18 protein-coding genes are annotated in these 22,065 nt (G+C 63.9%); 7 read left to right on the forward strand and 11 right to left on the reverse strand.

Features of this window, described 5'->3' with window-relative positions; translation table 11 throughout:
- Nucleotides 1-114: 114 nt before the first annotated feature.
- Nucleotides 115-801 (forward strand): response regulator transcription factor, encoded by a 687-nt coding sequence (locus HF690_RS10765; protein ID WP_113063812.1) that lies wholly within the window; start codon nucleotides 115-117, stop codon nucleotides 799-801.
- On the forward strand, nucleotides 785-2,083 hold the full coding sequence (locus tag HF690_RS10770) for a sensor histidine kinase (RefSeq protein WP_168609432.1): 1,299 nt from the start codon (nucleotides 785-787) through the stop codon (nucleotides 2,081-2,083). The genes HF690_RS10765 and HF690_RS10770 overlap by 17 nt, the downstream gene beginning before the upstream one ends.
- Nucleotides 2,084-2,329: 246 nt before the next feature.
- Here HF690_RS10770 and HF690_RS10775 read toward each other — a convergent pair whose 3' ends face one another.
- The 9 genes from HF690_RS10775 to metF all read right to left on the reverse strand — a co-directional run bounded on the left by HF690_RS10775 (nucleotide 2,330) and on the right by metF (nucleotide 11,034).
- A complete protein-coding gene (locus HF690_RS10775) occupies nucleotides 2,330-4,105 on the reverse strand; it encodes a tetratricopeptide repeat-containing diguanylate cyclase (RefSeq protein WP_205300828.1) in 1,776 nt (591 codons plus the stop codon).
- A 45-nt stretch (nucleotides 4,106-4,150) separates the two neighbouring features.
- The gene (locus tag HF690_RS10780) at nucleotides 4,151-4,516 is read right to left on the reverse strand and encodes a hypothetical protein (RefSeq protein ID WP_168609434.1); all 366 of its coding nucleotides are present in this window, start codon (nucleotides 4,514-4,516) and stop codon (nucleotides 4,151-4,153) included.
- A gap of 44 nt (nucleotides 4,517-4,560) precedes the next feature.
- The gene (locus HF690_RS10785) at nucleotides 4,561-5,394 is read right to left on the reverse strand and encodes an SAM-dependent methyltransferase (protein WP_168609435.1); all 834 of its coding nucleotides are present in this window, start codon (nucleotides 5,392-5,394) and stop codon (nucleotides 4,561-4,563) included.
- 43 nt (nucleotides 5,395-5,437) lie between these two features.
- Entirely contained in the window at nucleotides 5,438-7,243 is a 1,806-nt protein-coding gene (locus HF690_RS10790; protein WP_168609436.1) for a tetratricopeptide repeat-containing diguanylate cyclase, read from the reverse strand.
- A 24-nt stretch (nucleotides 7,244-7,267) separates the two neighbouring features.
- A complete protein-coding gene (locus tag HF690_RS10795; protein WP_168609437.1) occupies nucleotides 7,268-7,528 on the reverse strand; it encodes a hypothetical protein in 261 nt (86 codons plus the stop codon).
- A gap of 162 nt (nucleotides 7,529-7,690) precedes the next feature.
- The gene (locus HF690_RS10800) at nucleotides 7,691-8,536 is read right to left on the reverse strand and encodes an SAM-dependent methyltransferase (protein ID WP_193568468.1); all 846 of its coding nucleotides are present in this window, start codon (nucleotides 8,534-8,536) and stop codon (nucleotides 7,691-7,693) included.
- An 88-nt stretch (nucleotides 8,537-8,624) separates the two neighbouring features.
- Nucleotides 8,625-9,542 (reverse strand): branched-chain amino acid transaminase, encoded by a 918-nt coding sequence (locus tag HF690_RS10805; RefSeq protein WP_168609438.1) that lies wholly within the window; start codon nucleotides 9,540-9,542, stop codon nucleotides 8,625-8,627.
- An 84-nt stretch (nucleotides 9,543-9,626) separates the two neighbouring features.
- Entirely contained in the window at nucleotides 9,627-10,166 is a 540-nt protein-coding gene (locus HF690_RS10810; protein ID WP_168609439.1) for a DUF4124 domain-containing protein, read from the reverse strand.
- 46 nt (nucleotides 10,167-10,212) lie between these two features.
- The gene (metF, locus tag HF690_RS10815; RefSeq protein WP_168609440.1) at nucleotides 10,213-11,034 is read right to left on the reverse strand and encodes a methylenetetrahydrofolate reductase [NAD(P)H]; all 822 of its coding nucleotides are present in this window, start codon (nucleotides 11,032-11,034) and stop codon (nucleotides 10,213-10,215) included.
- Between the two features lie 330 nt (nucleotides 11,035-11,364).
- Between metF and HF690_RS10820 the strand changes: the two genes are divergently transcribed.
- The 4 genes from HF690_RS10820 to arsB are packed head-to-tail and all read left to right on the forward strand — an operon-like array spanning nucleotide 11,365 to nucleotide 13,742.
- Entirely contained in the window at nucleotides 11,365-11,706 is a 342-nt protein-coding gene (locus tag HF690_RS10820; protein ID WP_168609441.1) for an ArsR/SmtB family transcription factor, read from the forward strand.
- Nucleotides 11,703-12,155: an ArsI/CadI family heavy metal resistance metalloenzyme gene (locus HF690_RS10825; RefSeq protein WP_168609442.1), complete on the forward strand. Its 453-nt coding sequence runs from the start codon at nucleotides 11,703-11,705 to the stop codon at nucleotides 12,153-12,155. Before HF690_RS10820 ends, HF690_RS10825 begins: the two co-directional genes overlap by 4 nt.
- 1 nt (nucleotide 12,156) lies before the next feature.
- A complete protein-coding gene (locus HF690_RS10830; RefSeq protein ID WP_168609443.1) occupies nucleotides 12,157-12,660 on the forward strand; it encodes an arsenate reductase ArsC in 504 nt (167 codons plus the stop codon).
- Nucleotides 12,657-13,742: an ACR3 family arsenite efflux transporter gene (arsB, locus tag HF690_RS10835; protein ID WP_168609444.1), complete on the forward strand. Its 1,086-nt coding sequence runs from the start codon at nucleotides 12,657-12,659 to the stop codon at nucleotides 13,740-13,742. The genes HF690_RS10830 and arsB overlap by 4 nt, the downstream gene beginning before the upstream one ends.
- On the opposite strand, the gene HF690_RS10840 is transcribed toward arsB, so the two are convergent.
- Both HF690_RS10840 and HF690_RS10845 read right to left on the reverse strand, forming a co-directional pair.
- A complete protein-coding gene (locus tag HF690_RS10840; protein WP_168609445.1) occupies nucleotides 13,739-15,946 on the reverse strand; it encodes a transglycosylase domain-containing protein in 2,208 nt (735 codons plus the stop codon). The genes arsB and HF690_RS10840 overlap by 4 nt on opposite strands.
- Before the next feature lies 1 nt (nucleotide 15,947).
- On the reverse strand, nucleotides 15,948-21,584 hold the full coding sequence (locus HF690_RS10845) for an alpha-2-macroglobulin family protein (protein ID WP_168609446.1): 5,637 nt from the start codon (nucleotides 21,582-21,584) through the stop codon (nucleotides 15,948-15,950).
- Between HF690_RS10845 and HF690_RS10850 the strand changes: the two genes are divergently transcribed.
- Nucleotides 21,558-21,926, forward strand: a complete 369-nt coding sequence (locus tag HF690_RS10850; RefSeq protein ID WP_168609447.1) for a hypothetical protein — start codon at nucleotides 21,558-21,560, stop codon at nucleotides 21,924-21,926. The genes HF690_RS10845 and HF690_RS10850 overlap by 27 nt on opposite strands.
- Nucleotides 21,927-22,065: the final 139 nt, after the last annotated feature.

A 22,065-nucleotide genomic window follows, 5' to 3' on the forward strand; every position in this document is an offset into this window, starting at 1 on the left:
GACTTCCCCCAGCCTTCCGTCCGGGCCTTTTCTTGTCCGGTGTCCCGGTTTGCCCCGATTCCCGTTAAGCTTGAACCGCCGGCGTCATGTCCGGCGCTGTACCGAGGACGTCGCATGCGCGTATTGGTCATCGAAGACAACAACGACCTGGCCACCAACATCGGTGACTATCTGGAGGATCGTCACCACATCGTCGATTTCGCCGGCGACGGCGTGACAGGGCTGCATCTGGCCGTGGTGCACGATTTCGACGTCATTGTGCTGGATCTGACCCTGCCAGGGATGGACGGCCTGGAAGTGGCCCGCAAGCTGCGTCACGAGGCGCACAAGCAGACGCCGATTCTGATGCTGACCGCGCGCGACGCGCTGGAGCAGAAGATCACCGGTTTCGAATCGGGCGCCGACGACTACATGACCAAACCCTTCGCGCTGCAGGAACTGGGCGTGCGCCTGGAAGTGCTGGCGCGACGCGGAAAGGGGCCGCAGAGCCGCGTGCTCAAGGTCGCCGATCTGACCTACAACCTCGACACGCTCACGGTGACTCGCGCCGGGACCTCCATCCAGCTCAATCCGATCGGCCTGAAGTTGCTGCAGGCGTTGATGGACGCCAGCCCGTCCGTGGTCACCCGGCACGATCTGGAGCAGAAGGTCTGGGGCGAGGAATTGCCCGACAGCGACAGCCTGCGTGTGCATATCCACGGTCTGCGCGCGGCCATCGACAAGCCGTTCGAGAAGCCGCTGATCCACACCCGCCACGGCATCGGTTACCGCATGGTCGATCCGGATGCGCTCCCGACGTAAGCTGCGCACTCGCCTGATCGTCTCGTTCGCGCTGTTCGGCATCGGCCTTTCGGTGCTGTTCGCCATGGCCGCGCTCTACGTGCGCGCCAAGGTCGAGGACCAGTTGGTCGTCAATGCCTTGCAGCATGATGTCGACAACAACATCGAGCGGCTGCACGCCAATCCCAACTATCAGGCGCACTCGGAGCTGGTGGAAGGCTGGTTCAAGAGCGATCGCACCTTGTACAAGATGCCGCTGGCCTGGCAGGACCTGGCCAGCGGTGTGCACGATATTTCCGAGGTCGGGCCGGACGGCAACATGCACCACTACAAGCTGGCGGTGCGGCGCAAGTACGGCCTGATCGGCTTCATCCGCTACGACGTCAGTCGCGACGAGCAGGGCAAGCGCCAGTTGATGATCGGCCTGGTTGCGGCGGTGGTGTTGTTCAGCCTGTTTTCGCTGGCGCTGGGAATCTGGTTGTCGAGACGGGTATTGCGCCCGGTGACCGAGTTGGCCGCCCGGCTCCGGGATTTCCGCCGCATCGGCAAGGCCGAGCCGCTGGCGCCGCATGTTGCCGATGACGAAATCGGCGAGCTGGCCCAGGCGCTGGACGAATATTCCGAGCGCCTGACGGCGCTGGTCGAGCGCGATCGCGAGTTCAATTCCGACGTCAGCCACGAGCTGCGCACGCCGCTGGCGGTGATTTCAAGTACTACCGAATTGCTGCAGTCCTCGCCGGATCTCAATGACAAGTTGCGCGAGCGCCTCAAGCGCATCGAGCGATCCTCGCGGCAGGCGACGGAAATGATCGAGGCGCTTCTGCTGCTGTCGCGCGCCGAACGCCGCGGTCCGACGTTCGGTGAAATCACGGAGGCGGCGAAGGTGGCCGAGGATGTGATCGAGAGCCAGCGCCCGCACATGCGCGGCAAGCCGGTCGATCTTCGTCTGCGCAGCGTGCAGCCGCTGAAGGTGGACGCGCCGGCTTCGGTGCTGGCGGTGGTGCTGACAAACCTGGTCGGCAATGCGATCAAGTACACGCAGCACGGCGAAGTGGAAGTCAGCATTCTCGAGGATCGCATCGTCATCGAGGACACCGGGCGCGGCATCAAGGCGGAAGAGGCCGACGCGCTGTTCCAGCGCGGCACGCGCGGCGAGGGCGCGACGGGTAGCGGCGCCGGATTGGGACTGGCCATCGTGCGTCGACTCTGCGAGTTGTATGGCTGGCACGTGGCCATCCGTCCGCGCGAGGATGTGGTGGGCGTGGTCGCGACCGTGCTGTTCCCGCGCACGCACCGTTCCTGACGGATCTTTTCAGCTGGTTGCGTTCTTGGTCGGGCTTCCGTGATGCCGCGGATCGGTCGACTGTGACCATTGTGCTGGGCCATTGAAGCGCTGTGCAGACCCCCTTGTATCAAGAGACGGCACGCATCGGTTGTTGCCGTGGGTGTCGGAGGTGTGGGGCTTCATGCTTTTGGATGGGCCCGAGCGATGGGGACGTGTGCCTGCTCCGGACGGCACGGGGCGCTGTCGAGTCGTATTTCCAGTTGCTCAGGCCATCGCCGTGGCAGTGTTTCCCGAGCTGATCATGAGCTGATTGCGGCCATTGCGCTTGGCTTCGTAAAGCGCTTCGTCGGCATGAAGCATCATGCGCATGAGCTGATATCCGGATGTGCGCGTACTGGCCAGTCCGATGCTGGCGGTGATCGTCAGACTCTCGTTTTCCAGTACGCGGACCGGGGAATTCATCAATGCGCGACGCATGCGGTCGCCGATTTCCTTGCCCTGTTGCGGCGTGCAGCCGGGCATCAGGACACCGAACTCCTCGCCGCCGAGGCGCCCGAACACATCCGAGGAACGAAGCTCGCGCATGCATATGCTTGTTGCGTGCTTGAGTACGGAGTCGCCCGTAATGTGACCGTACATGTCGTTCACGCGCTTGAAGTGATCCATGTCGAGGATCATCAGGCAGGCTTCGTTGTCGTTTTTCTGCATGCGCCGCAGAACATGTTCGGCCTGTTCGAAAAAGTGCTGGCGAGTGAATGCTCCGGTCAGATCGTCCTCGCGCGCCATGCGCCGGAACCGGAGCTGCGAATGCTTGATCTTGTACAGCAGGAATCCGATGCCGGCGAGCAGTAGAAGCAGGATCAGCACGTACAGGCGATTGGTTTCGGCTTGCTTGGAATCGAGGGCGTGACGCAGTTGCAGGATACGGTTCTGCTTGCTGAGTGCGTCCACTCGCGTCTTCTTGGCCAGCACCTCTTGTTTGACCATCTGGTAAGCCAGTGCGCGAGCCTTGGCCTTCTGGGTGGAAGCTTGATCGAGTGCCACATATTTCTCGTAGTAGGTAAGCGCATCGGCTTGCCGTCCGGTCTTTTTGTTGACCAGGTAGAGAATGTGGTAAGCCTCGATGATGTCTTCCTCGAAATTTTCGGCATGCTCGAGGGACAGGGTCTCCAATGCGTACCTACGTGCGCGAACGTCGTCGTTCTTTTTCAGATAGGCCTTTGCGAGAAGCACGTGGTATTCGACCACGTGACGTTGATATCCGCTTTTGCGCGCGCTCGGAGCCAGTTGTTCCAGCAATGCGATAGCCGAGTCAGGATGGCCTTCCTCGATCAGCAGGTTCGCTTTGTCTATGCGCAAGACATTGGCATAGACGATCTGTTTGGCCTTCAGGCAGGAATCGATAGCCTGGTTGAGCGCGGGACTCGAGGACTGCAGTGTGTGGCCTTCGATCTGCGTGCTGGCTTCCAGCGTCAACGCTTTGCACTTGCTTGCGCCAGGTGGCAGCGCGTCTTCGATCTGGCGGGCATATTTCAGTGCCAGTTCGTATTGTCCGGCCAGCGCGAGCATCTGCGATACCTGGACCAGGATCACGATTCGAGTGTTTGAGTCCCTGATCTCGGGAAGCTCCGTCACTAATCGACTGGCTAGCTTGTACGAAGCCTCATAGTGCTGACCTGCGTTCAGGGTATAGATCAGAAGGGCGGATGCTCTCGCCGCTACGGAAGGGTCCGTGGAGTCGGAGATGATCTTGTGCAGTGCTTTATTGGATTCGCGATAATTTCCATCGAACGCGATCTGCCATGCGTCGAAGTAACGCAACTTCCAGCGCTGGTCGTCGGACAGCGAACTCTCCCGCTGATGCAGCAGTTCCAGCGTGCGCAGAAATTCAGCATGATTCTTGGTCTTGATCTCGTCGGCACGTTGCAGCAGAGCATGGGATGTCGTCGAGGCCGGTGCCGGCTCGCTTTGCGTGCCCACAGGTGCATGCGCACTCGTCATGGCAGGCATGAAGGCGATCGAGAAAGCGGCGATGAACATCCAGTGTCTTCGCATCGTGAAGCTCTGTCTGTAGAACGCTAACCCTCAGGAGTCCGGCGAGAGCGGTGTCCTTTCGTCTTCACCGTCTCGTTCCGGACACGGCTCATCGTCTTCCTGATCCTCGTACCCTCCCTGGACCTGACTTTGGACCATGGACACGATTTCTTGCCCGAACTCGACCGCGAGGTGATGCTGATCCCCGGTTTTCGCGGTGCGTTCGAGACTCTCGCTGGCATCCATTGCGGAAAGAATGCCCAGCAGACGTTCGCCGGATGCGTGGCGATACGACGCATTCTTGCCGATGGCTTCCAAAATTTCGATCGTGTCCATCGTATCCCCTTTTTCATTGTCATTCGTCCCCAGCGTGCCCTGCGGGTAGGGCGTCGCGGGACTGGACAGGATGCGCTTCACCCAGCTGCAGTCGTCTTCTCGCGGTATGGCGTTGCCACGCGCATCTACCCTGGATTCTCGAACATTCGGTCCAGTGCATCCAGTCGCGCCATCATCGCTCGATTGCGACGCGGTCGCGAGAGTGGGGGGATCACTACCGTTTCTTCCGCTGTAATGTCGACGTTGGGCAGTTCGCCGAGCGTGATCCGACGAACACGAGCTTGCTCTATGGGCAATGTCGCGCCGCGATAGACGATCGCTTCATGACTCAGCGGATAGTCCTTGTTCAGTACCTCGACAAGCAACTGGCGATAGGCCGGTTCTGTCCTCAGGCGCTTGAATGAGCGGTCTCCGACCAGTCCTGTTTGCCACAGTATGAGATAGGTGTCGGTATTGATGCGGGTATCGAAGAACAGCAGCTGGTTGGCCTCGAAGTGCTGACACCCGCGACGGCCTGGATCGATGCCGAGGTCGGCGTACAGGCAATCCTCGGCGGAGATGCCGGGTTCCATGTGCGCTTCATAGCCTTCCGATCGCGCGGCCTCGATCACCGCATGGGGTGACCAGGCAAATACGCCGGGGTGGCCGTAGAACACGCCGCAGACCACTTTCCCCTTGCGTACTTCGGCCATCATCACGTCGACCCATTCCTGGTAGGTCACCTTGCGCGATTTATCGCCCTTGCCGTAGTAGGGCTGCAGACTGCGTACGTCGGGGTGCATGCGCTCCAGCCACTTTTCGACGATGCCGTTGGACAGGGCGGCGAAGATCACGTCCGCCTGTTCGATGTGGCTGCGGGCCAGTGGGGTGAGGTGCGATCCAAGTACCATGCCCAAGCCGACGCAGGCGATGCTGCCGCGTCGAGATGGGGGTTCGGAAAGCATGGAAGGCGTGTTCATGCCGTTCTGTCCAAGTGGCCGCAGGTGACGACGATCATGCGTCCTAGCCCGGCTGCGCCGCGGTTTCGGGACTTGCGGCGCCGGAGCTGATCATCAACTGGTTGCGGCCATTGCGCTTGGCTTCGTAAAGCGCTTCGTCGGCATGAACCAGCAGGCGCTTGAGCTGATAGCCGGATGTGCGCGTGCTGGCCAGTCCGATGCTGGCAGTGATCGTCAGGCTTTCGTTCTCCAGTACCTGGATCGGCGCATTCACCAGTGCGCGACGCATGCGGTCGCCGACTTCCTTGCCCTGCTGGGGCGTGCATCCCGGCATCAGAATGCCGAATTCCTCGCCGCCGAGCCGGCCGAACACGTCCGAGGTTCGGAGTTCGTGTCGGCAGATGTTCGTGACGTGCTTGAGTACGACATCGCCGGTGATGTGGCCGTACATGTCGTTGACGCGCTTGAAATGATCCATGTCGAGAATCATCAGGCACGCCTCGTTGTCGGTCTTCTGCATGCGTTGCAGCAGGCGCGACGCGCAGTCCAGGAAGTGCTGCCGATTGAAGGTGCCCGTCAGATCGTCTTCGCGCGCCATGCGGCGGAACCGCAGTTGCGAATGCTTGGTTCGATAGGCCCAGAAACCGATCGAGGCGAGCACGAAGAGAAGAAGCAGGATGTACAGGCGGCTGGTTTCCGCAGACTTGCGATCCAGCGACTGTCGAAGTTGCAGGATCTTGTTTTGTTTGCTCAGTTCTTCGAGCTTGAGTTTCTTGGCAAGCACGTCCTGTTTGACCATCTGATAGGCCATTGCCTGTGCCTGCGCATCATCCGTGGTGGCTTTGTACTGATCGATGTATTTCTGATACATCGTCAGAGCTGTTGCTGGGTCGCCCTGCTTTTGGGCAGTTTTGTATAAAACCTTGTATGCGCTTTCCAGCGTCCAGTTGTAATCGCCGGGATTATTGGACGCCAGTGCGGCCAGCGCGGATTTCTTCGCAAGAGCGTATTTTTTCTGCAGGAGATAGGCTTGTGCGAACGTGACATGCAGTGAAGCGATCTGCGTTTGCACGCCGATCTTGTGAATGCTGGGCGCAATGCGCTGCAGCAGCTCAATCGCTTGGTCGGGATGGCCGGCGTCGTCCATCATGCTTGCACGATCGAGACGGAGCGCGTTGGCATGTGCAACGAGGTCAGCGCTCAGGCATGTGGCGACAGCATCTTCGTAGGCCGCTTGTGTCGAGGCCAGCGAGCCCCCCTTGTAGAAGAGAATCTGCGTATGGAAAGCCCTCGCAGTGCACAACCGTTGCTTGGAGGTAGCCAGGGTTTCCATTTCTTCCACGTAGGTCAGGGCCTTGTCGTATTGCTCCTGAGCCTCTTTGACGCGAGTCACGGCAATCAGCACATTGAAGCGAGTGCGGGCGTCCGTGATTTTCGGATAATCCTCCAGAAGCGTATTGGCTAATGTGTACGCTTTCAGATAATTGTTGCTGTTGTTCAGGTACATCGCGGTCAATCGTGCACGTGCCCGCACACTCAAGGACAGGTCCTTGGTCTGATGCACGACTCGCTCGTAGAGCTTGATGGTTGCAGCGTTGTTGCCTGAATGCTGCGACGCCAGAGTATCGAAGTATTCGAGGTGCAGGCGCTGCTCGGGCGTCAGTTGATGCTCGATCTTGTGGAGCTTCTCGAGAATTTCGGGCAGCTGGTGGCGGTAGCTGGTGCCGACATGCTCCGCTTGCGCGATTAAATCCGAGGCCGTGAGTGTTTTGGGTGGTGTCCCGCTCAGTGCCGGTCTCGTGGCGCAGCAAAGAAGCGCCACTGCGAGAGTGACGCTTCCAAGTTGTCGCAAGCATGAACGAATGGTCATGAGACGAACGAACCGATTCGATGCTCAGGCTTGCTCGTTCTTGTGCGGCGGTGGCGGCGGCGGTGGCGGAGTCTGGGTGTTGAAAGGAGGCGGGTTGTGATTGACGCTGCCATCCTTGCCGCCCAGCTCCATCTTCACGTGCCGAACATCGCCGGTTCGGGCGGTACGTCGAAGGGCGTCGCTGGCGTGCATCGATTCCAGCGCTTGTTCCAAGTCTTGCGCGGACGCATGGCGCAGTGATGCATCCTGGCCGATGGATTCCAGTAGTTCGATGGTGTTTGTCATGATGACCCCTGTTGCTGTTATGGATAGACGGTCCCTGTTACTGCGTACTACACGTACTCCCTGGCGTTCTGGACGAGCCGCATGTCGGGCTTGATGTCCCCCCCTTGGCCGTACCCCTCCGGATCACCTTTTAAGATGTATCACGAGCTGTTTTCCGGCGCTTCACCCGGCCGTTGCAGGTACGTCGAGAGCCTGATCGAGTTTCCTGAGTCGCTCGACGACCTCATCGTTGCTGATCAAGGTCGAAGCCGGCGGAAGAACAACGGTTTCCTCGCTGCTGATATCAATTTTTGGCAGTTCGCGCAACGTTGTCGTGCGGATGCGCGGTTGCTGGACGGGCAGGGTGGCGCCGCGATAGATGATCGCTTCGTGGTCCAGCGGATAATCGCGTGCCAGCACGTCGACCAGCACTTGCCGGTACTCGGGGCCGGTGGCGAAACGCTTCATTGACAGGTCGCCCACCAGGCCCACTTGCCACAGCACCAGATAGGCCTGTGGATTGAGTGGGGTCTTGTAGAACAGAAGCTGCGTCGCTTCATAGTGCTGGCAGCCGGTGCGGCCCGGATCGATGCCGAGGTCGGCATAGAGGCAATCCTCGGCCGAAATGCCGGGCTCCATATGTGCGGCGTAGCCTTCTTCGCGCGCAACCCGGATGACCTCGTGCGGCGACCAGGCGAATACGCCGGGATGACCGTAGAAGACGGCGCAGACCCGTTTTCCGGCGCGGACTTCGGACATCATCACGTCGACCCATTCGCGATAGGTCGTGATGCGGGGCTTGTCCGTGCCATCCCCGTAGTAGGACTGCAGGCTGCGCACGTCGGAATGCATGCGCTCGAGCCATATCTCCACAACGCCGTCCGAGAGGGCGGCAAAGACCACGTCGGCCTGTTCGATATGGCTGCGCGCGAGCGGGCTGAGGTGCGACCCCAGCACCATGCCCAGGCCCACGCAGGCGATGCTGCCGCGCGATGGGGCGGCAGTGGATTCGTTCGGTGCGGTATTCATGACCCGAATACTATGACAGGAGTCACGGATTGAGGCATCCCGCCGTGCGGGACGCCTCGTATGGCTTCTTGTGGCTGCTATTCCGGGATCAGACCGGCTCCAGCCAGCCTTCCGGATCCGCGGTGCGGCCGTCGAACAGGCCGAAGAACAGTTCCTGCATGCGTCGCGTGACCGGACCGGCCTTGCCGGTGCCGACCGGCTTGCCGTCGACCGAGCGGATCGGCGTGATCTCGGCGGCGGTGCCGCACATGAACACTTCATCGGCCAGGTACAGATATTCGCGCGGCATGTCGCGCTCGATCACCTCGATGCCGTCGATGCGCGCCAGCTTCATCAGGGTGTCGCGGGTGATGCCGTTGAGGATCGCCGCGCTGACCGGCACGGTGAACATCTGCTTGCCGAAGACCAGGAAGATGTTCTCGCCCGCGCCTTCGCTGAGCAGACCGGTCGAGGCCAGGGCGATGCCTTCGCCGAAGCCGAGGCGGCGTGCTTCGCGCGCGACCAGCTGGCCGGACAGGTAGTTGCCGCCGGCCTTGGCACCGGCCGGAATGGTGTTGGGTGCGAAGCGCTGCCAGCTGGACACGCAGGCATCGATGCCGTTCTCCAGCGCCTCGGCGCCGAGGTAGGTGCCCATTTCCCATGCCGCAACGGTGACCTCGGTCGGGCAGTCCGCCGACAGCGACAGGCCGCCCAGGCTGCGGAAGGCCAGCGGGCGCAGATAGGCCTTTTCGAGACCGTTGCGCTGGATGACTTCGTGGCAGGCGGCGCTCAGCTGTTCCTGGGTGAACGGCATGTCCATGTCGTAGATCTTGGCCGAATGGAACAGGCGCTTGAGGTGATCCTGAAGGCGGAAGATGGCCGGTCCGTCCGGCGTCACGTAGCTGCGGATGCCCTCGAACACCGACGACCCGTAATGCAGCGCGTGCGCCATGACATGCACGGTGGCGTTCTGCCAGGGCATGACTTCGCCGTTGTGCCAGATCCACTCGGGGTAGTTGGTCGCCATGGTGTTTTCTCCTCGGACAATCCGCCCATGATACCGGCTGCGCGTTACCGGGGCATGTGCCCGCGGTCACCCCGGTATCAAGCCTCAGGGCTGCAGCCAGTAGCAGCCGGCCCGGAACAGCACCCGGAAGCGCAGCGGACCGGCCTCCTGTGCGGCCACGCCGCCCAGGTGAACATTCAGCTCGGCCGCGGAAGACGGAGCGGCGGTGGTCGAAGACGGTGCGTCGACCGTGACGGGTGCCTGCGACGTGGACGCGGGTGGTGGCGCGCCGTCATCGGTCACGCCCAGCAGGGGCTGGCGCATCCGCGCGCGCATCTGTGCGATCTCGCGCACGGCTTCGCGGTCGTCGTAGCCTTCCCACAGCATCAGCCCCGCCAGGGCGTTGGCATCGTGCGCGGCAAAGGCGGCTGCCACGCGCTGACGCAGGGCTTCGCGCGTGGCGGGACAGGCATGCGGCGTCGCGGAAGGCTGGACGGCGCCGATGCGGGCGGCCTGCATGCTGCGGCAGGGTTGGTCGGTGAACACCGGCGTGCCGTCGACCGACACGCAGCGGTGGACCGCAGTCTGCGCACGGCAGAAAGTCGCGGCGGTCAGCAGCAGGAGAAAGAGGGCCAGTCGCGGCATGGTCGAAGCATACGCCGCGGGCTCCGGCCCGGGACAGAACGGTCGCTCAGTTCAGGCGTTCGACCACCGCCATGGTCGCCACGGCGCGGTTGAGCGTGTACATGTGCAGGCCCGGTGCGCCGCCATCGAGCAGCCGTCGGCACATCTCGGCGACGATGTCCGCGCCCAGCGCGCGCACGCTCTCGACGTCGTCGTAGTACGCCTGCATGCGCTTGACGATCCAGCGCGGAATCTCGGCGCCGCAGGTGTCGGAGAAGCGCTTGAGCTGAGTGAAGTTCGAGATCGGCATGATGCCCGGCACGATCGGCACCTCGATACCCGCTTTGCGCGCGTCGTCGACGAAGCGGAAATACGCGTCCGGATTGAAGAAGTATTGCGTGATCGCGCCGTTCGCTCCGCATTCCACCTTGTGCTTGAAGTGGCGCAGATCGGCCAGTGCGTCGTCCGCCTGCGGGTGCGTCTCCGGGTAGCAGGCGACTTCGATGTGGAAGTGGTCGCCCGCGTACTCGCGGATGAAGGCGACCAGTTCGGAGGCGTAGGTGAAGTCGCCCGGCCCGGCCATGCCCGACGGTGTGTCGCCACGCAGCGCTACCAGGCGTCGACAGCCCATGGCTTTGTAGTCGTCCAGCAGCGCGGCGATCTCGGCGCGCGTGCCGCCCATGCACGACAAATGCGGCGCGCCGTCCAGTCCGGCGTTCATCAGGGCCTTCACAGTCTGCGGGGTATAGCTGAGCGTCGAACCGCCGGCACCGAAGGTGACGCTGGCGTAGTCGGGGTCGAGTTTGCGGAGTTGCGGCAGGGCGCTCTCGAACTGGGCGCGCTGCTTGTCAGTCTTGGGGGGGAAGAATTCCAGCGAGATGGCGGTCATGAGGCCCGATTCCTGAGTATGTATCTCTTCATCAAGATAAAGAGAATGGTGTCGGATTCGGTGCGGATGTGCAAGCGCGGGTGCAAGGATCCGTGCGGAAGGAGAGATAGGGGGCGTGGTGAATTCGCGTCGCCGAGACTGGGTGTCAGTCGATTGGCTGCGCCAGGGTGTAGCAGGCTGAAAGGGGGCCCATCGCGGTGGATGGCATTACGCTGCGTCTGCTGGGTGGGTGTTTACATCAAAAGACGAACCAGGCGGGGTGGGGGTGGACCTTACGGATTCGGTGTTCATGGGCTTGACCGCAGCAATTATTTCTATAATTCTAGAAATATGGAATCAACCAATGCTCTGGAATGCCTGACCGCCCTGGCGCACGAACATCGCCTGGCCCTGTTCCGCCTGCTTGTGCAGGCCGGTAGCGAGGGTATGGCCGTGGGCGAACTGGCCGGTGCGACCGGCCTGGCGGGCGCCACGCTCAATCATCATCTGAATCAGCTTCGTCAGGCCGGGCTGGTGGCGGACGAGCGACAAGGCCGCGTCATCCGCTGTCGCGCGAACTACAACCGCATGAACGGTCTACTCGACTTTCTTACCGACAACTGTTGCGCCGGTTCGGCGGACGTGGCGTGCGCGCCGCGTGCTTCCGGCTCCTGCAAGGAAACTTCGTCATGAAACGCTTTCACGTACACGTCAATGTCGAGAATCTGGAGGCCAGCATTGGCTTCTACCGCACGCTGTTCGGTACCGACCCGACCGTGGTCGAAGCCGACTACGCGAAATGGATGTTGGACGATCCGCGTGTGAATTTCGCCATTTCGCAGCGCGGCGGTGCGGCCGGCATCGATCATCTGGGACTGCAGGCCGACGAAGCGGGCGAGCTGGACGAACTGGGCAATCGCCTGCAGACGGCGGATGCGGTGACCCTGGCCGAACAGGGCACGGTCTGCTGTTACGCGCGTTCGGACAAGTTCTGGGCGCAGGACCCACAGGGCGTGCGCTGGGAGACCTTCCGCACCCTGGGAACGGCCACGACTTATACGGATGCGCCCGATGCCGCATCGACCGGCGGGCCGTGCTGCGGCGCGTCCGCGAAGCCGGCCACTGAAAAGGCGTGCTGCTGACATGGAAGCACCGATCCGACACGTGCTTTTCCTATGCACGGGCAATTCCGCGCGCAGCGTGATGGCCGAGGCGATGCTCAATGTGCTCGGCGCGGGGCGCTTCGCCGCGCACAGCGCGGGCAGTCATCCGGGTGGCCGTGTGCAGCCGATGGCCGAGACGCTGGCGCGCGAGTTCGGCTACGAAGGTGCGCTGCGCAGCAAGAGTTGGGATGAATTCGCGACACCGGAAGCCCCGGCGATGGATATCGTCATCACCGTCTGTGACAACGCGGCCGGCGAGGTCTGCCCGGTCTGGCCCGGCCATCCGGTGAGTGCGCACTGGGGTGTGCCCGATCCGGCGGCGGTCGAAGGCGATGAGGAGACGCGCCGCCGCGCGTATCTGCAGGCGTGGGTGTTGCTGCGGCGCCGGGTGGACCTGCTGCTGGCTCTGCCGGTGGACAAGCTGGATCGACTGGCGCTGCAGGGTGCATTGCGCGACATCGGACAAGGCGGAGACGACGCATGAATGCGACATCGGAGACGGTGCGCGAAGCGCCGCCGGCCATCGGTTTCTTCGCCCGCTATCTGAGCGTATGGGTGCTGTTGTGCATCGTGGCCGGCATCGCGCTGGGCCATGTGCTGCCGCATGCTTTTGCGAGCTTGGCGGCGATGGAAGTGCATCAGATCAATCTGCCGGTCGCCGGACTGGTATGGCTGATGATCGTGCCGATGCTGCTGCGTATCGATTTCGCGGAATTGTCCAGGGTCCGCAGGCAGGTGCGCGGCATCGGCGTGACGTTGTTCGTGAACTGGGCGGTGAAGCCGTTCTCGATGGCGTTACTGGGCTGGCTGTTCGTGCGCCACGTGTTCGCGGCCTGGCTGCCGGCCGGCGAGCATGACGCCTACATTGCCGGTCTGGTGCTGCTGGCGGCGGCGCCGTGCACGGCCATGGTGTTCGTGTGGTCGCGGCTGTGCGGCGGCGAGCCGCATTTCACGCTGGCGCAGGTGGCGCTCAATGACGCCATCATGGTGGTCGCATTCGCGCCCATCGTGGCGGTGCTGCTGGGTGTCGCGGCGATCCATGTGCCGTGGGCGACGCTGCTGCTGTCGGTCTGCCTGTACATCGTGGCGCCGGTGGCGATCGCGCAGGTCTGGCGGCGCGCGCGTCTGGCGCGCGGCGGCGAGGCCGCGCTGGCGCGCACGCTGAAGCGCATCGACCCGTGGTCGACGGCGGCGTTGTTGGCGACGCTGGTGCTGCTGTTCGGTTTTCAGGGCGAGGCGATCCTGCGTCAGCCGCTGGTGATCGTGCTGCTGGCGGTGCCCATTATCATCCAGGTCTATTTCAACGCCGGGCTGGCCTATGTGCTGAGCCGTCGTCTGGGCGTACCGCACTGCGTGGCCGGGCCGTCCGCGCTGATCGGCGCCAGCAATTTCTTCGAGTTGGCCGTGGCCACCGCGATCAGCCTGTTCGGCCTGCGTTCGGGTGCGGCGTTGGCGACAGTCGTCGGTGTGCTGGTGGAAGTCCCCGTGATGTTGTCGGTGGTGCGCGTGGTCAACCGTACCGAACACTGGTTCGAGGCGGGGGATGCCAAGGCCAAGACCGGCTAGGGTCGATGGGTGTGTGGGGCGGTTGCACGACTCTCTGGCGGTAATGCCTTTCCGGCCAGAACCTCAAAATCGATGCCGGGCAATGGTCGGGGTGTGTGCTCACCCTGCAACCATACGTTCGCCTCAAGTCGGTGTCGGCCGGGCGTCATCATCCATGATGCGGTGTCGCCGGAAGCGCGCGCGACGATGGCGCCGTCGATGCGCCAGGTGACTTTGCGCACGGTGGCGTGGTCGGTGTCCAGTCGCAATGGCAGTCGTTGGCGCGTGCGCGGAATGCGTGGGTCGAGAGCGAGGACTTCGCCGGCAACGGGCTGGGCGATGGCAATGGATGGACGCGTTGGCGCAGCGAACGCCCGTTGCGGTAATCGCCATTCCAGGCGCCGGATGCAGGACGGCGGGCCGATCCATTCGCAGGCTGGGCCATGGTACAGGCGGGGGTCATGCCACAGCCCGGCGTAGGGTGCATGCCTGCGCAGTCTGGCGAATATCTGACGCAGCACCGGCGCGGGTCCGCTGGAGCCGGTCAGCTGATCGGTGACGCCCCCCTTCAGGCGGCCAACCCAGACACCGACGGTATAACGGTTGTCGAAACCCACGGTCCAGGCGTCGCGGTAGTCGCTGGAGGTGCCGGTCTTGATTGCGGTGGGATAGGGCAGGTCCAGCACGCTGTCGGCGCCGAACTCGGCGCTGCGCGCGTCCGGGTCGGACAGTATGCTGGCCAGTACGGAAGTGATCTGCGGCGATAGCACAGGGTGGGGCGTGACCGGTGGGGCGCCTTTGAGCACGTGAAGCGGCAGGTATTCGCCATGACGGGCCAGGCTGGCATACCCCTGCACCAGGTCGAACAGCGTCACTGCGGCATCGCCCAGCACGATGGCCGGGCCGTAGTGGTCGGCGCTCTTGTCCAGGCCAGAGAAGCCGAACCGCTGCAACAGGTCGACAATGGCCGGTGCACCTACGGCCTGCGCCGTGCGCACGGCGGGAATGTTCAGCGAGTTGGCCAGCGCGTAGCGCAGACTGACGCGGCCGTAGTGACGGCCGCTGTAATTGCGGTAGCGATGCACACCCTTGTCGACCGGTTCTGCCAGGGGCGTGTCCCGGAGCACGTGGTCGGGCTGCCAGCCCAGGCGTGACATGGCCAGGCCGTAAACGAAGGGCTTCAGCGTGGAACCCGGTTGACGCGGGGCGACGACCGGGTCCAGGCCCAGCCCGTTACCGGCTGGTGCGGTCGCCCATGCGAGCACCGCACCGCTGGCGTTGTCCACCACCAGCGCCGCCGCGTTGAGAGCGCCACGAGTGCGAAGGGTCTGCAGGCGCTGCCGCAGCACTTGCTGCACGAAGCGCTGCAGGTCCGGATCCAGGGTGGTGTGCAGCACGGGTTCATCCATGCCCAGCGCACGCGCGCGTTGGTTCGCGTAGACCACGAATGGACCGGCACGGACCGGCAACGACATCCGTCCCGGCGTGATCGGGGCGCGACGGATACCGTTCCATCCAGCGGCACCGACGGCCCCCTGCGCGTGCATGCGCGCGGCCAGCTGATCCACGGCGCGACGCAGGGCCCGCGGATGGCGGCGAGGATCGTAGCGGCGGGGGGAGCGCACCAGTACGGCCAGCGCCACTTGCTCGGCCGGATTCAATGCGGACGGTTCACGACCGAAGTAGTAATGCGCCGCTTGCACGATGCCGCGACGGCGTGCGCCGTAGGGCACCTGGTTGAGGTAGAACTCCAGCACCGCCGCGTGGCCGAAGCGGTGCAATAGGCGGTCAGCGTCGAAGCCGGCCGTCCAGTGACTCCAGTAGGTGCGAGGACGTGGCTTGAGGATGCGCGCTACCTGCTCTCCGATGGTGCTGGCACCGCGCTCCACGTGGCCGGCACGCAGGTTGCCCCACAGCGCGGCCAGGCGCGCGCGCCAGTCCACTCCGGCGTGCTGCCAGTAGTGTTTGTCCTCGGAGACCACGAAGGCGGCACGGATGCGCTTCGGTATCCGCCACAATGGCAGTGTGGCGGTGGTGTTGAGGCGGTCGCGATAGCTGCGGTTGAGCGGCGTGCCATCGGCCGCCAGCACCTGCCGCACGCTGGCGGCCGGGGGAACCAGGGTGGCCGGCAGTGGCATCAGCGCCTGCCAGGTAGCGACGGCAAGGCCGGCGGCAGCGATCAGCACCGCCCCCGTCGAGCCCAGTACGATCCGCCGTCGGGGCATCTCAGTGTCCCGGCATTCCGACAGTCAGGTGCTGGGCGCGGCCACGTCCGAACACATCCGGCTGGTAGATCTCGCGCGCATGCACGGCCGGCGCGATGAACCGGCCGGGGCTGATCACCTGGGCGCTGTAGACCAGCACGTAGTGGCCGGCAGGCAGATCGTCGGCGTAGAAGCGCACCGCATCGAGCGCCGTTTCGCGGTGGTAGAAGCCGCCGCTGACGATCGACATGTTGGGCCAGGCGCCGGCGTCGAACATCAGCACGGACACGCCGGGACGTGCCGAGGGCGTGCTGGTCATCGCCGTCGCCAGCTGCCGGTTGACCGCTTCGAAGGCACCGGGCAACGGGTCGCTGACCACCACGAAATGACGCTCGGTGGGCGCATCCACGGACAGTTCCACGCGGACAATGTCGCCCCGCTTGAGCACGGTGTCCGCCGCCACCGGCAGCCAGTGCTTGCCGCGTTGCACGAAGTAGGCGCGGCTGACGCTGATGCCGGCATCGGTGGCGCCCAGTGCATCGGGTGGCATGGCGTAGGTCAGGCGCACGTTGTAGTACAGCCGGCCCGTTCCACCGTGGTGCACCGCAACCTGGAACGGTCCGGTCCGCTCGGCCTTGTCCAGCGTGTGTGCCACGCGCTGACCACCTGCGCGACGCGAGGCGAAATCGGCGCCGCCGACCGCCTTGCCGGAGACCACGATGCTGCCGTGCAACTGCTTGACCGGCGTCTCGTATACATCCGCGTAGTGCACGATGGCCGTGGTGCAGAACACGTTTTCCTGGCTGTTGGGCCAGCCACCGGCGTTGCGTCGCTGGCGGGTGACCCAGCGCATCAGTTTCGCCGGCGTGTCGCCGAGCAGACCCTGGTCGCCGATCTCCTTCTTGTACTTGGCCAGCGCATCCAGGATGACGCAGTTGGAGCGCAACGGTGTGGACAGGAGCGAGACGTAGTTGTCGCTGCGGCGCTCGTTGAAGGAGATCGCGCCTGCCGATTCCTCGGCATAGGAGAACAGCGACTTGACGATGGCGCGAGCGCTGGCGTGGTCGTGCGTGTCCAGCGCGGCTTCCAGCAGCAGGGCCTGGCCGAACAGGTCGAGCCGGTGCAGGTCGGGAACCATGCCGGCCACGGTGCCTTTGGGCAGTTGGCCACCGGGAGCCAGTGCCGCTATCGCGCCGGCACGGAGGATCGGTGCCGCGCCCTCGTCACCCTTGCGCGCCAGGATCTGCGTGCGCAGGTAGTCGTGCAGACGTTTCTCGACGTCAGCGGGCGGAGTGTGCCCAGCACGTTGCAGCCAGTTGAAGGCCAGTGCTGTGTAGACCGACAGGTACGGGCTGACGAAACTCTGGCTTGGAATCCAGAACGCCATACCGCCGTTGGGAGCCTGGAAATTCGAGGCGGCGTCCAGCGTGCGCTGAACCTCGTGGCCAGCATTCGGCCAGCGGAAGGTATCGCCGATGACCGGCTTCAGGCGCAGGTAGTCGGAAGCCAGCACACCGCGACTGAGACGGATTTCCCAAGTCTGCAGCAGGTTGTCGCGCAGCACAGCGAAGGCGCCGTCGAGGCCGCCGATCAGGGTCGGCGCGAGGTTCACGTCCAGCTTCGCCGAACCGGGAAGCGCGCCCTTGGGCAACTTCACCGGCAGCTGCTTGTCACCGCCGGTGAGGCTGCCATATTCGGCGGCCACTTCGGTGGCACCGGCGCGACGCACCGGAATGGTGGTGGTCATCGCATCGCCCAGCGTGCCGGAGACCGCCTTGCCGGTGAAGCGGATCGCACCGGCGTCGGTCGCGTGCACCTTCAGCCAACTCAGGCCGTGCTCGAACTTGCCCAGCCGCAACGGACCGCTGCGGTGGACACGGCCACCGTCAATCGGTCCGCTGGCCGACAACGTGGTATCGACGGTGCGCGGCGCATCGGTGCGATTGGTGACATTGAAGGCGGCGCCAAAGTGGTCGCCCACGTGCACCTGGTTGGGCAGGGCCGGTTGGATCTGGATCGGCAGGTTCACGCGTACGCTGGCATCGCCCAGACCCATCGCTTCGCCCGGACGCATGGCCACCACCAGGATGCGCCAGCGGGTGAGGTTGTCCGGCAGCTTGAAGCGGAACGTGGCGTTGCCGCTGGCGTCGGTCACCAGCGTCGCGTTCCAGTACACCGCCGACTTGAACTGGCTGCGCACGTTGGGGCCGGCGCTGGCACCGCCGCCGCCGCCGGGGCTCTGGCCCTTGCCGTTGCGCGGCTGCAGGCGGCTGATCAGCTGCTCGGCCAGGCTGTAGTTGCCCATGTCCGGTCCCTGCGGCGGTGCGTAGAAGCGCGCCAGCGGATCGTAGGTGGCCGCTCCCTTGGGCAGCAGGTCCAGCACCGACTGGTCGATCACCACCGCGACCAGTCGCGTGCGTCCCGGCGCCTTGCCGTGTGGGCCGCGCACCTTGACGTCCACCTTCACGGTCTCGCGCGGTTTGTGCAGCGGCGCGTCCGGCGCGACTGCGACCTTCAGCGCGCTGCCCTTGCCCTGGATGTGCAGCGGCAGATAACCCATCGCCACCTGCGGTTTGCCCAGGTCAGGGTCGGACGGCGGGCTGACTCGGGGTGAGAAAATGGTCACCGACAGGTAGGCGCCGGGGAACATCGACTTGTCGACCGGTACGTCGATCACTGGTGCGCCGCCCTTCAGCGTCACCCGCTTTTTCCACAGCATGCCGTAGCGTTCCACCGTGACCAGCGCCTGGGCGCCGGGGTACGGGTTCTGCACCATCACGTGGGCCACGTCGCCGACGTGATAGATCTTCTTGTCCGGTACCAGGGTCACGCCATGCTTGTGGGGCCACAGAACCTCACCGGCACCGGTGACCCAGGTCCACAGCACGCTCTTCTGCACGCGGCCGCGGGTGTCGGTTACCGTGGCCATCACGCGATAGTTGCCGGGATGCTTCGGCGTCAACGCGCATTGCGCCGGACGAGTGGTCGAGCGCGCCTGGCAGTGGTCTTCGCTGTGCCAGCTTTCGTCTTGCTGGACGTCGAAGTCGCCACTGGCATTCTTCACCCGGGTGCTGCTGATGACGCGGTGCTGCAGATCCAGCTTCACCGCGTTGCCGGCTTGCGGGGTGCCGTCAGCGTCGACCACCAGGTACTGCACGTCGAACGGCTTGCCGGCGTTCTGTAGCCACGAGTCGGTGCGCAGGCCGATGAAGCGGTCGCGTGCTGTATACACCGCGCTGGCCTGAGCAGCCACGCGAGTGGCTCGCGCCGATTGCACGGCCGCCTCGAGTTGCACACGGCCGTAGACGATGTGCGTCTTGCTTGGCAGCTTGATCTTCGTGCTGCTGTTGCCGTCATGGTCGAGCATGCCGTCGGTCTGGGCGACGGTCACCGAGGGTGGTGCGTTGTAATCGTATCCGCCGAAACTGAAACCCGAGGCCAGCGGGGTATCCGGCGCGAATGTGCTCGCCACGATCTGTGTGGTGAAGCGCACCTTGGCATCGGTGTACGGTCCGCCGGCATGCAGGCGCGCGCTGGCGCTGGCCGGCACCGTGTCGCCGGGACCGAAATACGTGCCCTTGAGCATGGCCTGGACGTGAAAGGGCGCGGGCACGAATTCAGTGACCATGAAACGCCCGGTCTGCTGGCGGGCGCGGCCGGTCGGGGTCGGCCAGGACAGGCTGACGTCGTACCAGCCGGTCGGCGCATTCGGGCCTACATGCAGCTGCGCCTGGGCATCGCCGAACGCGGACAGTTTCAGGTGCTGGCGCGTCAGTACCACGTTGCCGGTGGGGTCGGTGACCTTCAGCGTGTAGTCCAGGTCGGGCGGCGCGACCAGGCTGGCGTTGTCCTGGTTGCGCACGAACACGCTGAATTTCACCTTGCTGCCGGGTTGGTAGATGCCCTGGCTGCTGACCATCCAGGTGCGCATGTGGCCGTACTGCGGTCGGTTGTTCGCCCACACCGTGCTGTGGCTGGCGCCATACAGGGAACGCCTGAACGTGCCGGTCAGCGGTAGCAGGGCCATGTTCTTGCCATGGGTGACGGACACGTAGAACTTGCGGCTATCGCGCCCCCATTGATTGAACCAGGATTTGCCCAGCGCGATGCTGCCGGGAAGCGAAGCCATGCCGTCGGCATCGGTGGTGACGGTGTGACCGGCCGCGGTGACCAAACGGTTGAATTGCCCGGCTGGTGCAGACAGCAGTCGTACCTTGGCGCCCGCGACTGGCTTGCCGGTCTTGAAGTCGTTCACCCACACCATGCTGTTGAAGTGCCCCAGCTTGGCGAAGACCTGGTAGGGCGTGACCTGCAACATCGCACGGACTTTCTGATGTTCTGGCGCCGACCACTTCAGCTCGCCCCAGAGCAAGCCGGAGCGCTGGTCCAGCAGTTCGCGTACGCCCAGCGACGTATGGGTTACTTGGTCCGGTACGATCTTGATGCCGGGACGATGCAGCAGGTCCACAGTACGCGCCGGGGTGGTCCCGGTTGGCGTGTCGCCACGCAGGTTGCCAGCGAACAGGCGCCGGTAGTCGAATCGGAATCCATCCAGGTCCGCATTCATGAAGCGCATCGGAACCACGGTGTTTTCGCCGGCCTCGAGGATGGCCGGCAGCGGCGGCAGATCAAGAAAGCCGTCGTAGTGGCCGGTATGGAAGCGCACCGTCGCCGACTTGGCCAGTCGGCGCCCGAACATATCCTTCACCCCGGCTGGCACGGTGATCGCATAGTCGTGCATCGCCTTCAGCTTGAAGGTCAGCGGATAGCTCCTGCCGCCGCCCGAGGGGTCCCGCGAAGGGCGCAGGAACCATTGCGGGTAGTTCTTCCAACGCTCGTGCAGGTCGGTGGGCGGGAGCGGCTGCCAGCGCATGGCTTCGAGCGTGGCGCGCGGCACCGGCACGTCGAACAGAAGGTTGGGGCTGCTGGGCGAACAGCGCGATGTGGACGTTTGTCCGGGAGACACGACGTACGTATCCCCGCTCTTGTCCCGGCATTGGATACCGCCAAAGGCGAACGCGCCATAGGTATGCATGTCGGCGCCGTTCGGCACGCCGCCCTCGCCGGGGAGCGATCCCATGGGGCTCTTCAGGCCCGGTATCACGGTCAGGGCGTAGTCGGTGGCGGGCTTGAGGTCATGCTGCGGCACTACCTGCCACACGCGGTGCGCCGCGTACAGAGGCTTGTTCGCATCCAGCGGCTTGGCCGGCTTGGGGTGGTTCACCAGCACCAGTGCACCCGGTGCACCGGGAACCGGCAGCCAGATCGGTCCGGTTCGTTTGGTGGTGTAGGGCGTGACCTTGACCGGCACGCGCTCGTCGGCACTCTCGAAGACCAGTTTCGTGGCCACCTCGGCCAGCGTGACCGGCATGTTGAAACGCACGCTGTAGCTGGGCTTCACCGGTGACAGCCAGCCTTCGAAGCTGGCCCAGTCCGCGCGCGGTCGCCAGGTGGTGAAACGTTGCGTCACCGGCGCGTCGAGATGGCTTCCATCCATCGCCTTCAACGCTGTATCCACGGTCACCGTGTACCGGGTGGCAGGACGGAAGCGCTTCTGCTTGTGCAGGCGGCAGGCCAGTTCGCTGGTGTCCAGCCAGCGCCATTCGCAACCGGGATCGGGAGCCACGCTCACGTGCACGTTGCCGTCATGGCGTTTCATGTTCCCCAGCGGGACCATGGTGCGGTCGAACTGGATCACCAGTTCCTGGCCGGGTTGGACGTCGTTGCCGTCCGGAGAGATGCGGCGAATTTGCAAAGGGCCGCTTGCGGCCTGCGCAGCACTGGCGAATATCATGAAAAGCGCCAGGGTCGTGCCGATCAGCGTTTTGCTTCCATGGCTTTTCATGCCCAATCTCCCTTGAACGAATCACTCATGCATGCCGGATTGTTGACGATGTGGAACTTCGATTACCCGCCTTTTACGCGACAAGCGGAATCCGGTGATGTCCGGTATCCGGATATCGAGCATTGTGGGGCCGTATTCCGCTTGGCGACGGCATGACGAATGACGCCCTGACGGAGTTCCTATGACGTCATCTTGGCATGCCATCCGGATATCGGTCTGTTCAAATCAGGGCAATACGATGGCGCCGACCGGGAGTGCAGATGAAGCCATGACCATGGTTCGTCATCCGCTTGAC

The sequence above is a fragment of the Oleiagrimonas citrea genome, from assembly GCF_012395255.1.
GTDB lineage: Bacteria > Pseudomonadota > Gammaproteobacteria > Xanthomonadales > Rhodanobacteraceae > Oleiagrimonas > Oleiagrimonas citrea.

Excerpts from the sequence above, each read along its gene's own strand:
- HF690_RS10840 (WP_168609445.1), bottom strand. The coding sequence starts at position 15,946 with ATGCCCCGACGGCGGATCGTACTGGGCTCGACGGGGGCGGTGCTGATC.
- HF690_RS10810 (WP_168609439.1), bottom strand. The coding sequence starts at position 10,166 with ATGCCGCGACTGGCCCTCTTTCTCCTGCTGCTGACCGCCGCGACTTTC.
- HF690_RS10775 (WP_205300828.1), bottom strand. The coding sequence starts at position 4,105 with ATGTTCATCGCCGCTTTCTCGATCGCCTTCATGCCTGCCATGACGAGT.
- HF690_RS10765 (WP_113063812.1), top strand. The coding sequence starts at position 115 with ATGCGCGTATTGGTCATCGAAGACAACAACGACCTGGCCACCAACATC.
- HF690_RS10790 (WP_168609436.1), bottom strand. The coding sequence starts at position 7,243 with ATGACCATTCGTTCATGCTTGCGACAACTTGGAAGCGTCACTCTCGCA.
- HF690_RS10820 (WP_168609441.1), top strand. The coding sequence starts at position 11,365 with ATGGAATCAACCAATGCTCTGGAATGCCTGACCGCCCTGGCGCACGAA.
- HF690_RS10795 (WP_168609437.1), bottom strand. The coding sequence starts at position 7,528 with ATGACAAACACCATCGAACTACTGGAATCCATCGGCCAGGATGCATCA.
- arsB (WP_168609444.1), top strand. The coding sequence starts at position 12,657 with ATGAATGCGACATCGGAGACGGTGCGCGAAGCGCCGCCGGCCATCGGT.
- metF (WP_168609440.1), bottom strand. The coding sequence starts at position 11,034 with ATGACCGCCATCTCGCTGGAATTCTTCCCCCCCAAGACTGACAAGCAG.
- HF690_RS10805 (WP_168609438.1), bottom strand. The coding sequence starts at position 9,542 with ATGGCGACCAACTACCCCGAGTGGATCTGGCACAACGGCGAAGTCATG.
- HF690_RS10845 (WP_168609446.1), bottom strand. The coding sequence starts at position 21,584 with ATGAAACGCCATGACGGCAACGTGCACGTGAGCGTGGCTCCCGATCCC.
- HF690_RS10785 (WP_168609435.1), bottom strand. The coding sequence starts at position 5,394 with ATGAACACGCCTTCCATGCTTTCCGAACCCCCATCTCGACGCGGCAGC.
- HF690_RS10830 (WP_168609443.1), top strand. The coding sequence starts at position 12,157 with ATGGAAGCACCGATCCGACACGTGCTTTTCCTATGCACGGGCAATTCC.
- HF690_RS10825 (WP_168609442.1), top strand. The coding sequence starts at position 11,703 with ATGAAACGCTTTCACGTACACGTCAATGTCGAGAATCTGGAGGCCAGC.
- HF690_RS10800 (WP_193568468.1), bottom strand. The coding sequence starts at position 8,536 with ATGAATACCGCACCGAACGAATCCACTGCCGCCCCATCGCGCGGCAGC.
- HF690_RS10770 (WP_168609432.1), top strand. The coding sequence starts at position 785 with ATGCGCTCCCGACGTAAGCTGCGCACTCGCCTGATCGTCTCGTTCGCG.